Origin of the sequence: Dorea sp. 210702-DFI.3.125, assembly GCF_020560945.1 — a bacterium.
Lineage (GTDB): Bacteria > Bacillota > Clostridia > Lachnospirales > Lachnospiraceae > Dorea > Dorea formicigenerans.
In genome coordinates this window covers 75,188-85,961 of the sequence record NZ_JAJCNF010000013.1, presented here as the reverse complement: position 1 = coordinate 85,961, position 10,774 = coordinate 75,188, and the positions used below count along the sequence as shown (strand labels likewise).

At 35.6% G+C, this 10,774-nt stretch carries 13 protein-coding genes; 2 read left to right on the top strand and 11 right to left on the bottom strand.

Features of this window, described 5'->3' with window-relative positions:
- Nucleotides 1–647 (bottom strand): hypothetical protein (locus LI164_RS08175; protein WP_227086983.1); only part of this gene is annotated, 647 nt, incomplete at its 3' end.
- A 29-nt stretch (nt 648–676) separates the two neighbouring features.
- Nucleotides 677–1,126, bottom strand: a complete 450-nt coding sequence (locus LI164_RS08170; protein ID WP_168934055.1) for a MarR family winged helix-turn-helix transcriptional regulator — start codon at nt 1,124–1,126, stop codon at nt 677–679.
- A gap of 234 nt (nt 1,127–1,360) precedes the next feature.
- Here LI164_RS08170 and LI164_RS08165 point away from each other — a divergent pair, with 234 nt between their 5' ends.
- A complete protein-coding gene (locus LI164_RS08165; RefSeq protein ID WP_040015651.1) occupies nt 1,361–1,603 on the top strand; it encodes a hypothetical protein in 243 nt (80 codons plus the stop codon).
- Between the two features lie 29 nt (nt 1,604–1,632).
- The gene (locus LI164_RS08160) at nt 1,633–2,097 is read left to right on the top strand and encodes a DUF2716 domain-containing protein (protein ID WP_173793975.1); all 465 of its coding nucleotides are present in this window, start codon (nt 1,633–1,635) and stop codon (nt 2,095–2,097) included.
- A 329-nt stretch (nt 2,098–2,426) separates the two neighbouring features.
- Here LI164_RS08160 and LI164_RS08155 read toward each other — a convergent pair whose 3' ends face one another.
- The 9 genes from LI164_RS08155 to cls all read right to left on the bottom strand — a co-directional run bounded on the left by LI164_RS08155 (nt 2,427) and on the right by cls (nt 10,760).
- Nucleotides 2,427–2,681 (bottom strand): UPF0175 family protein, encoded by a 255-nt coding sequence (locus LI164_RS08155; RefSeq protein WP_005335453.1) that lies wholly within the window; start codon nt 2,679–2,681, stop codon nt 2,427–2,429.
- Nucleotides 2,682–2,757: 76 nt separating this feature from the next.
- Complete coding sequence (locus tag LI164_RS08150; RefSeq protein WP_227086982.1) at nt 2,758–3,672, bottom strand: winged helix-turn-helix transcriptional regulator; 915 nt, start codon at nt 3,670–3,672, stop codon at nt 2,758–2,760.
- A gap of 6 nt (nt 3,673–3,678) precedes the next feature.
- Entirely contained in the window at nt 3,679–3,927 is a 249-nt protein-coding gene (locus LI164_RS08145) for a hypothetical protein (RefSeq protein ID WP_227086981.1), read from the bottom strand.
- Between the two features lie 251 nt (nt 3,928–4,178).
- Entirely contained in the window at nt 4,179–4,751 is a 573-nt protein-coding gene (locus tag LI164_RS08140; protein ID WP_227086980.1) for a CDP-alcohol phosphatidyltransferase family protein, read from the bottom strand.
- A complete protein-coding gene (locus tag LI164_RS08135) occupies nt 4,741–5,805 on the bottom strand; it encodes an FUSC family protein (RefSeq protein ID WP_227086979.1) in 1,065 nt (354 codons plus the stop codon). Before LI164_RS08135 ends, LI164_RS08140 begins: the two co-directional genes overlap by 11 nt.
- A 31-nt stretch (nt 5,806–5,836) precedes the next feature.
- Nucleotides 5,837–6,880, bottom strand: a complete 1,044-nt coding sequence (locus LI164_RS08130) for a HAMP domain-containing sensor histidine kinase (protein ID WP_015559634.1) — start codon at nt 6,878–6,880, stop codon at nt 5,837–5,839.
- Entirely contained in the window at nt 6,880–7,590 is a 711-nt protein-coding gene (locus LI164_RS08125) for a response regulator transcription factor (RefSeq protein WP_003693048.1), read from the bottom strand. The genes LI164_RS08130 and LI164_RS08125 overlap by 1 nt, the downstream gene beginning before the upstream one ends.
- Nucleotides 7,569–9,002, bottom strand: coding sequence for a phospholipase D family protein (locus tag LI164_RS08120; RefSeq protein ID WP_117605994.1), 1,434 nt, complete (start codon nt 9,000–9,002; stop codon nt 7,569–7,571). The genes LI164_RS08125 and LI164_RS08120 overlap by 22 nt, the downstream gene beginning before the upstream one ends.
- A gap of 198 nt (nt 9,003–9,200) precedes the next feature.
- Nucleotides 9,201–10,760, bottom strand: coding sequence for a cardiolipin synthase (gene cls, locus LI164_RS08115; protein ID WP_215683865.1), 1,560 nt, complete (start codon nt 10,758–10,760; stop codon nt 9,201–9,203).
- Nucleotides 10,761–10,774 lie beyond the last annotated feature (14 nt).

The window sequence follows — 10,774 nt, the reverse complement described above, 5'->3', positions numbered from 1 at the left end:
TGAAATATAGAGTTTTCAAGGTACAAGTCCCATTTTGGGTATGGGAAGTCTTTATTACTAAATAAAGTTACCGGAAGATAACAGCCAAAAGAAATAATGATAGCTGCAACCATTCTTGTCATATGATATCCATAAGTATTTCCCGATATGATATACAGGATAATTACTCCTACGCCAGTCACTGCAAAGACTGCATTTCTAATAATAGATAATTTCATATTACCTTCATCCGTACACCAGTTATTCTGTGGAAATATGCATATCACAATTCTGACGATTGCCGATATCCATATGATAGCTTCAATGATGACTGGCATTTTTAATTCTGGGAATGTTAATTTCCAGATATACATCAACATAATATAAAATACTGTCATTGTGATAGACGATACCTGCAATCCAATCCCTAACTGTCTCTTTATTTTATCATTACTTCCATGCACTGCCCGGATAATTCTTGGTACCAGATGAAAAGCATCTCCTCCACAAAGTGTCAATGTCAATATTCCATAAAGAATAAACAACACATTTCCCTTTGAAAATATAAAAAATAAAATTGCTGCAACCAGATCAAAAAGCAAATACGCTGCATCAAATATTGCTTCCATCACATCTGGCATCTGTGGTTTGTAACTGTTCTCTTTCATTATAAATCCTGCTCCTTTTTAATTAAAACTTAGTTTTCATTTGCCTTCTCCTTATGCTCCCTTAAACATTTTTCTGCATTATTACAGATTTTATCAAATACCTTCATACACATATGCTTCTCTTCATCTGTCATTCCACTTAAAACATTTTTCGCAAACTCTTTTTGTGCATTTAATCCTGCTTCCACAATTAGCTCTGCCTTATCCAGCAAAAAAATCTCAATATGCTTTTTATTCTCTTTACTTTGTTTCCTTTCAACAAGCCCTTTGTTTTCCAAGGTTTTCAACGAAGTGGACACATGAGATTTTGTTGATTTTCTAATCTTTACGATTTCTGCTGCAGTATTATTCTGCGGATTATTATGCAAGAACATAAGTATGTCATATTCCATCTGTGTTAACTCATACCGATCACATACCGCGCCTGAAAGCAACTCATAATAACTTATTATTGTTTTATGCTTATCCCAAAAATACATTTTCTCCTCCATATCGTTCTTTTTAGAACGATTATAGAGTGGTATTTATTATTTGTCAACTATTTTTATAAAGTTAGAAAAACCTAAAATGATTTAGATTTTCAAATGACTTGAATATCGTTTCATGATACAATGGTTACAGAAAATGGAATTGTATTAAAAAGAGGGTACATAGATGGATTTTGTCGACAAAGCTTTATCAGAGATTTGCAAATAAAGGAAGAATACGATACGATGAAAAATAACATCAAAAGAAAAGATAATATTAAATCTGTAACATTAGTAATAGATGCCTATGACGATAGGAAATTGGAAATCCCACTTGAGGTGTGGCAAGTTGACATTATCTGCAGAATGCTTGGTCTAAGCGTAGATACAACCAACTTAGACACTTATAGTATGCGAAGTAAAGAACAAGTAGATTCGGATATGAAAATATATTATCATACCTTAAGAAATATACATAATAAAGAATAGAATACTATAACCGTAGGGGGAATGTACTATTGAAAATTATTCCACAAAATACAGAAAATCTCTTATGGAACAAATTATATAATGAATATAAATTCACCCCCAAGATACACGGACAATTTGAATGGATAAAAATTCCTAATGAGAATAAGACATATCACAAAGACACTCCTTGGACAGATGAACAGGAATATCTAATTAATTCTTTTTTGGAAGAGTTGGTAAGCGATGAAGTGTATGCCTTTGATTGGCAACATGACTGTTTTTTATTTTCTCCAAAAGAATATATCCCTTTTGATTATGAATATTATGACACTAACAGAAAATGTAACGTGTATTTTCCTACCTACTATCCGAATGGTGATTATCATTTATTTTTTGACCCCGACTGGAACTATGGAATATTTGGGAATCCTTGGAAAAAAGAAATTATTATAATGGGGAAAATTTTAATAGAAAAATTTGAAAGCAATAAAACGAATTTAAATATTAATTGATTTTTCATTTTAAGAACGATTCCTGTTTGACTACATTGGAATTACCCGGAAAATGAAAAAGCCAGAAGCCTTGAAAATCAAGGTTTCTGACTCTTCAGTCAACAGGGGATGAGAGAATCGAACTCTTTCCCCAGGGTGCTGTAACCCCTGATTTATGGGGCTATACGGCATTCGTTTACTGATTACTACTGATTACTATTTTTTATACCCAAACAACCATGGAAAGGAGGCAGCTTTCCAGATCTCTCTATAAATCCTCAAGATACGAAGTACCAAAATATCTAATCTGCCTGCACAGAATAATCAACGGTGTTGAATTCCCAATTACTTTACGCATTATTCAACTCCTCCAAGAATTCTTTTTCATTATCAAACCGAAAGATCGATATATGATTTCGACCTAAATATTTGATAAATTCTTCTTCTGTCATTCCTGCTATCTGAGAACAATAACCTATGTTGACGCCACTTTGAGTATAATATCTAAGAGCCACCGCTTGTCTTGCAAACTGATTCACCTGCTCATGGCTCATTTTTGTATCATAAAGAACTTCATCCGGTATACTTAATACTATCTGACACATAAATCAGCCCTCCTGCTCTATAAAATTTTCTCTTTTAGTTTATCACAGTTTTTTAACAACTAGCAAAAGCTATATTTTATTTTATAATCCATCTGCCAAAACGTTTACCGCCCTCTCTAACAAGAATTCCTTTCTTCTGTAGTTTAGGTAAAATTCTTTTTACTGTTCCTAATGAAATACCTGTCCTTTGTTGAATTTCTTTTTGTGTGATAGATGGATTTTCTTTTATCAGTTGAACAATCTCCAACTCCTCTTTTGTTTCAAAGTCGCAATCCAAAGTCTCAATTTTATTTTTTGTTCTTTTTAAGTCGCTCTCTAAAGTTGCAATTTTATCATCCAAAGTTTCACTCACTGATTTATTATTAACTCCAAAGTCAAAAGAATACTCCTCATCCAATGGCACAATAATCCGGAACACATCTCCTTCAACAAATTCCGGCTCTTTACCTGAATAGAATTTGCAATACTTAAATAGTTTACGTACCCCAGATCCAAGCTGATCAGCATAACCGATATTTCTAAAAAATGCTGCTATAATCGGATTCTTTGGATTGGGTTCCAGATTATCTACTGTTATAAAACCTTCCTTGGTTGCACGGTTTGCATTTTCCACATACATTCGATCTTTTTCAATCACGAATTTTGCCGTATAGCTGCTTGTAAATTCCCGATGCATCAAGGTATTGCTTACCATTTCTCTTACAATCGTGTTTCTAAGGCTCTTATTTACAGCTCCTTCCAAAAAGAACTTATCCGGCAAATTCTTTCTTCCGAAATCCAGAAGCTGACTATAACTTTCGATTAGATTTGTCTTAATAATTTCCCGATCGTCATAACGATCTACATTGACTTTCCTTACAAGTGCATCTGTCACATAAGTCGGTGCAACATTTAAAATCACATCATCTTTTCCAAGAAGCATAAGTGCTGCAAGATTGAATCCCTCTTCTCCTGTAACAACATCTCTGCCATACAGTCCTGCACTTTTCAATAGTTCCTAATCATCCATTGCTGTCCATGGATGTTGCCCACCCGCATGATTCTGGGCCATAACCCTGATTTTAGGTAACAAATCTAATCTCAAGTCTTCCATTTTGGCATAAGGAAATATCTTCTTCTCCGTGAAAATATTCTGTTTACGTATATACATCTGAGCAATCGCACTTGTTGATGTCACTTTTACATCAGCATCATCTACACGATCATAAATTATTTTCTTAAACCTAAAATGATTTGAACTCATCATACACCTGCTTTCTACGCATTAGTGCACCTAAAAAATACAGCATTTCTTAACTGAACAGTATTTTCAATGCATGAACGCATATGATATACTGTTTTCATCATAAAAAACCTTATCTAAATGACATTGAATGATTTATTTTCTATCTAAAATTTTATTAAACCGACTAAAGACTCCATAGTTTGTGTGTTTGACTTACTGTTTATATCTATCTTCTCCTAAATATTTTTCTAGTCATTGCAATATAAAATTGCTTATACAGTCTCTCCCTTAAGAGTCCTGGTATTCTGGATAATATACAGAGCAACCGATATGACCATCATTATAACGCACAAACCAATCAACAGATCTGATACCATCGGTGTAATGTGGAACCATATAATATGCACCGCTGCAGTTCCATATAATAAAAAGGTTACTATCTTTCCATGCCAGTCTGCACCATGTACTTTTCCTGTCTTTCGTATCACAAGACATCCACTGACTGCCATATACAGCTCCTTACCTGCCATTATTACGATTAAAAGAAGCATATGCGGAAACCGAGTAAACAGACAGATTAACATCGCTGCCTGTGTCAGCTTATCGGCCACCGGATCAAGTATTTTTCCCAAATTACTAATCCTATGGAATCTTCTTGCGATATATCCATCAGCAAGATCCGTAAGACCAGACAGCAATAAGATTTCTCCAGCTAACAGAGGATTTTTCTTTACACAATAGCTCCATATAATTACCGGAATCAAGCAAAGCCGAAAAAAAGAAAGAAGATTAGGAACCGTAATAATTCTATTCAAATTTTCTTCCTGATTCACTTCACTCTGCATGTACGGTCGCCTCACTTTCCTTTTTTTTTGACATAAACCAATAAAATATAACACAAAATGCTAATGCAAACACAACACCAAAAACATTTTGAATCACTCTAAGACTAACCGCTCCTTGTAGTCCATAAGTCTCTGCAGCAATGGCTAAAGCACCAAATGTGTTAAATACTGCCTGCCAGCCATATTGTGCTGAAAGTCCTACACCGATTCCACCAAGAATTCCTATATATGCATAGATTGACGAAGGAAGCAGAAAATATAATACTGTAAAACATATAACACCTGCAATATTTCCGACAATCCTTTTACGGACTCTGTAGTGCATATCTTCCATAAATGGCAAAATCGCGGACATGGCCGCAATACCAGCCCACATTGCACGTGGCATATTACAAAGTTCTGCAATGCAAAGGACAATCGGTACGCATAAAATCTGACATATCTGCCATTTTGTTCTGGAAGAAGTGATATCAAATTCTTGTATCAGATCTTTCAGATTTCTTTTATAAGTTCTGTTTTTATGATTTCGATAAAATACGAAGCAGGTAAGTGCTGCACCTAAAGCCATTCCGACTAATCGCATCTGATAGCTTTTTCCCGTAACATCATAACCATATAGCAGCAGATACCCAAGAACCAATGTAGATTGATTAAACATGAATGGATTATGGCATCCGAACAGAATCAACACAGCCAGTGCCGCAATATTTAACAGCATTCCCAATACCGGTGAAAACTGATTTGCTAAATGCGGACATACAGTCATAATTACAAAGAACAAAGCCAAAAGCATCGTAGATTGTCCGGTGTGGATCCCCAGATCCGCATTCCGAAATACCATAAGGCATAATAAAACTACTACACCCACAATACTATTCTCATTTCCAAATAAGATACTGAAAATAGTAACAAATAAAAAACAAAATGCCATTGTAGCAGCTATCTTCACCAGATATACCCACATATGATATAATTTTTCTTTTAGTGTTTCACTCTTTTTCAACAGGTTTTTAGAACCTGCCTGATTTAACTGCAATTCCTGATAAAATGTCATGTAATTCCTCCTCTATCTGTTTTTCTTAAACTTATATGGCCTCATCTTTCTGTATTGGAAGCTCTACAACAAATCTGCATCCACCATATTCACGGTTTTCTGCTTTGATTGTTCCTCCGGCACTATCTACAATCCGTTTTACAAGTGCAAGACCTAGGCCATTTCCTTCTGCTTTATGAGATCCATCTACCTGATAGAACTTGTCAAATATTCTGGATTTTACATCATCCTCTATTCCTGGTCCTTCATCTTCCAGAATGAACTTAACAGAATCCTGTTCTTGTTTCAGAAACATCGTAATTGTCCCCTTTGAAGGGCTGAACTTAATCGCATTATCCAAAAGATTTATCCAGATATGCATAAAAAGTCCTTCATTCCCAGTATATTTAACTTCCTCCAATTCTACCTGAAAACCAATTTCTTTTTCTGTCCATTTTGTTTCCAATGAAAGAAATGCCTGGCGGATCTGTTCATCCAGACGATATTCTGTTTTTTTCATTGGTATATTCTGATTCTCTAACTTGGATAACAGCAAAATATTACCAACCAATCCGGAAAGTCTTTGGGTGTTAAATAAGATTTTTTCTACATATTCCTCTTGATCCGGAGACAGTTCTTCTCCCTGAAGCAGCATTGTATATCCTTCAATGGCATTAATCGGGGTCTTAAACTCATGAGAAACATTAGATACAAAATCCATCTGCAGCACCTCTGTTGCACGAAGTTCTTTTGTCATAACGTTAAAACTTTGATAAGATTCTCCAACTTCTGCTATACGGCTATTCGTTTCCAAATGCTGTTCAAAATCTCCCCGAGAAACTTCCTTCATTGCTTTACTAAGTCTGGTAATTGGTTCCAGTAACTTTGCATTAATAAAGGAAGTGATCAGCCCTGCAATCAATGTATTGAAAATCAAAAGCCAGCCAAGCACAGGTATGCTGCCCGGCAGATTAAAAAAATGATTCAAAAAAGCAAATAATAAAGCAGATATGACTGTTGAAAATACAAGTGCCAGCCAGATTGCACCAGTCAGACAGGATCGGATCCGCAATCCTTTTTCTTTCTTTTGTTCCATTATTTTTTCACCACCTTGTATCCAATTCCACGCATTGTTACGATTTCAAAATCAGGGTTATCTTTAAAACGCTCTCTGATTCTTCCTATATGTACCTCTATCGTATGTGGGTCTGCCTCCGTCTCGTATCCCCATACTTCATCCATCAACTGTTGTTTTGTAAATGTTCTGCCTGGCGAAGCTGCAAGCTTATATAAAAGCAGGAATTCTTTTTTAGGCAAAACAAGACTTTCCTTATCAGTTGTAACCGTCATTGCATCATAATCAAACTCTGTTGAACCGATCACAATTTTGTGTTCATTCAGTATCTGTGCACGGCGAAGCAGTGCTCCGACTCTTAAAACCATTTCATTCACATTTACCGGTTTTACCATATAATCGTCACTTCCCGAAAGAAATCCCTGGCGCATATCATCAAAGGAACCTTTCGCAGTGATCATAAGCACTGGTATCTGATATCCTGCTGAACGAAGTTCTGACACCAGTTCATAGCCATCCATAACCGGCATCATAATATCAGAAATGATCAGATCAATATATTCCTTATCCAATACTTCTAATGCCTGTGCTCCATCCGATGCACTTTTGACCTGATATCCATTCTTCTCAAGCACTTTTTGGAATAGCTGGCTTAATTCTTTATCATCTTCTACAATCAATATTTGAAACACGTTTTCCTTCCTCCTTATTAAAACAGATACCTTGCCCATCCAAGCAGATGCTGTACCAAAAATATTTTTCTCTGACGTTTCTTTGTTAATTCGATTGGCTCTACATGATATGGATCATTATAAGTTCCGCCTTCTAATATCTGGCGGGACACTTTTTCATATTCCATCATGCCCTCTTCCAACTGTTTATTAATATCTTTACTGCGTATTACAAGCATCAGTTCCGTATCCAGATATGCACTTCTCATGTCCATATTAAAGGAACCGATTACAGACAGATCATCGTCAATCAGAATACTTTTTCCGTGGTAAGAATAGCCGCCTTCATACTCCCAGATATCAATTCCTGTATTTAAAATTCTGTTTCTGTTTCTCGCATAATCAGCAGAACCAAACGGATTTCCATTGTTGGCAACCGAATTGGTCATGATAGAAAAATCCGGAACTCTCTCCGCAATCTCTTTCCATGTATTATACATCATATCATTGCAGATAATATATGGTGTATGAATTTTCACGCGCTCTTTTGCATTTTTCATTAGTTCTCCCAGTTGATACCAGACTACTGGTTCCTTGGGACCTGTGTGGATAGGATTTGACACTAATGCAATCTTTTCTGTCTCAAAAGTTTCGTCCGTGTAATCGGTATCGCAGATTCTTTCCTTATTCTCTTCAAAATATTTCTGATAGCCGTTCTGCAGCTCTAAAACTGCATTCTTTACAGATTTTCTATTTGCCAGTTTTTTATTGTCATGAAAATAACCACTGTCTTCTTGTTCCCATATCGTTTCAAAATACTCTAACAACTGGTTAACTGAATTTTCTTTCTCAGGTTCATCGCAAACCACTAACACGTCTCTGTCATAGTTTTTATGTCCCGGAAAATCACCCAGGAAATAATTGTATGTATTTCTTCCCCCAAGAATATATCTCTTTCCATCTGCAATCAAATATTTATCATGCATTCTACCCATCATTTTCCACGGTTTCAACGGATTGGCCTTATTATACAGTTTAATTTCAACATTCTCATGGGAAGATAATCCATAGAAATACGGATTTCCTTCCATATCAATCCAGCTCTCCATTCCATCTACTAACAGACGAATATGTACACCTCTGTCTGCCGCATCATGCAGTGCTCCTAAAATCAATTTTCCACTTTCATCGGATTGAAATGCAAAAGTAGAAAGAATAATTTCCTTTTTTGCATTCTTGATCAAACGCACTCTTTGTAAAAGCGCTTCTGGATTCTTTTCTATAATTACTGCCCGTTCTGTATTTTCACTGCATTCGTTCCATGACCCATTTTTTGTTTCTTTTTTGGTTGTATTGGACACTTCCGGCTGCTTTTTATATGCAACGCAGATTCCGAGCAATTCATAAAAAGCCACACATAAAAAAATTGCCAGTATAACAAGAAGGATTTTACATATTTTATGCTTTTTCATTGTACATCACCTGATTCCTTTTTATTTCATACTTATACAATACAAAGTCAATCTCAATTTAACCTCAACAAAATTTATTTTTTTCATCCATGCAAAATCTTCTTTGTACAACAGACTGTTAGATATAGCAAAAACGGCCTTTCAAAAACAGTTAACTTCTAAATCAACTGTTTTTTGAAAGGTCGTTTCATCAGATTCTTATAGCAATCCAGCAAATAATCTCATAAATAATTGTCCCAGTCGCAAATATGCACTTCGTCCGGTTTGATATTGGTCTGTCACATCACGACATTCTCCCATCGTTCTTATCAGATCATTTTTTATTTCCACAACTGCCTGACAATCTGCCATAAAACAGCCGTTTTCAAAATGGTGATATAAACTTCGATAATCCAGATTAATTGTTCCACAAGTTGCCATACAGTCATCTGCCACACTCATTTTTGCATGACAGAAACCAGGAGTCCACTCATAAACACGAACACCATGTTTAACTAATCCATGATAAAAAGAACGAGTTATATTATAAATGAATTTTTTATCAGGGATACCAGGTGTGATAATTCTTACGTCTACCCCTCGCTTAGCAGCCAGACATAACGCATGCGTCATTTCATCTGTTATGATTAGATATGGAGTCATAAACCAACAATATTTTTCAGCTTTATTTATCATACTGATATAAACTTCTTCTCCTACTTGCTCATTATCCATAGGGCTGTCTGCATAAGGTTGAACAAACCCAGTTTGCTGTGCCGCATAATCATAGTAGAAAAGGTATTTACTAAAATCAGAATCATTAGCATCCTTATCACTTACTGCATTCCACATTTCCAAAAATGTCACCGTAAGCGACTGAACAGCATCTCCTTCTAAACGAATACCTGTATCTTTCCACTGTCCATACGGGTGTGTGTAATTAAAATATTCGTTTGCTAGATTATATCCACCTGTAAATCCGACTTTTCCATCAATAACTGTTATTTTTCTATGATCACGATTGTTCAAAAACAGATTTAAACCTGGCACAAACGGATTGAATACACGGCAATGAATTCCTATTGCCTCCATCTTTTTCACAAAATCTGTGTTAATAAAGCCAATAGAACCCATATCATCGTAGAATACTCTAACTTCCACACCTGCTTTTACTCGCTCTTCCAGAACATCTTGAATCTTATGCCATGCTTCAGCGTCTTCTATCGCATGATATTCCATAAAGATAAACTTCTGTGCTTTCTCCAAATCCTTAAGCTGTGCCTCTAATCCTTTCACTGCTTCATCAAAATACACAATATCCGTATTCTGATAGATTGGATACTGCGAATTTCTTTGTATGTAACTTGCTATATTTCCTGCTTTCGGAATTGTTTCTTTTATTTTGCTCAAACACTCCTGACTGTCTGGAAGCATTGGTAACAATTTGCTATCAATTTCTGCATATCTCTCACGCATTTTATGTGTGCCACCATTCAAACCAATCAACAAATACAGGCCTACACCCATAATTGGGAAAATTAGAATTAAGATGACCCAAGGCATTTTCATAGAGGATGTCTTATTTGATGCGTACAATCCCAAAACCAAGATCCCACTCAAAATCCTTGTAAATAAATTTATGATTTCTGCATATTCATTCAAGCGTGTTACGATAGTAATAATAAAAATCACTTCCAGAAGAATGCAGATTATGGAAAAACACAGCCGTTTTACCCCATTTTTTGTTTTTGCTTTGCCCTCGAAAGTATCTTGTTTCATATATATTCCACCTT

Excerpts from the sequence above, each read along its gene's own strand:
- LI164_RS08140 (WP_227086980.1), bottom strand. The coding sequence starts at position 4,751 with ATGCAGAGTGAAGTGAATCAGGAAGAAAATTTGAATAGAATTATTACG.
- cls (WP_215683865.1), bottom strand. The coding sequence starts at position 10,760 with ATGAAACAAGATACTTTCGAGGGCAAAGCAAAAACAAAAAATGGGGTA.
- LI164_RS08135 (WP_227086979.1), bottom strand. The coding sequence starts at position 5,805 with ATGACATTTTATCAGGAATTGCAGTTAAATCAGGCAGGTTCTAAAAAC.
- LI164_RS08145 (WP_227086981.1), bottom strand. The coding sequence starts at position 3,927 with ATGATGAGTTCAAATCATTTTAGGTTTAAGAAAATAATTTATGATCGT.
- LI164_RS08155 (WP_005335453.1), bottom strand. The coding sequence starts at position 2,681 with ATGTGTCAGATAGTATTAAGTATACCGGATGAAGTTCTTTATGATACA.
- LI164_RS08165 (WP_040015651.1), top strand. The coding sequence starts at position 1,361 with ATGAAAAATAACATCAAAAGAAAAGATAATATTAAATCTGTAACATTA.
- LI164_RS08120 (WP_117605994.1), bottom strand. The coding sequence starts at position 9,002 with ATGAAAAAGCATAAAATATGTAAAATCCTTCTTGTTATACTGGCAATT.
- LI164_RS08170 (WP_168934055.1), bottom strand. The coding sequence starts at position 1,126 with ATGTATTTTTGGGATAAGCATAAAACAATAATAAGTTATTATGAGTTG.
- LI164_RS08125 (WP_003693048.1), bottom strand. The coding sequence starts at position 7,590 with ATGGGCAAGGTATCTGTTTTAATAAGGAGGAAGGAAAACGTGTTTCAA.
- LI164_RS08130 (WP_015559634.1), bottom strand. The coding sequence starts at position 6,880 with ATGGAACAAAAGAAAGAAAAAGGATTGCGGATCCGATCCTGTCTGACT.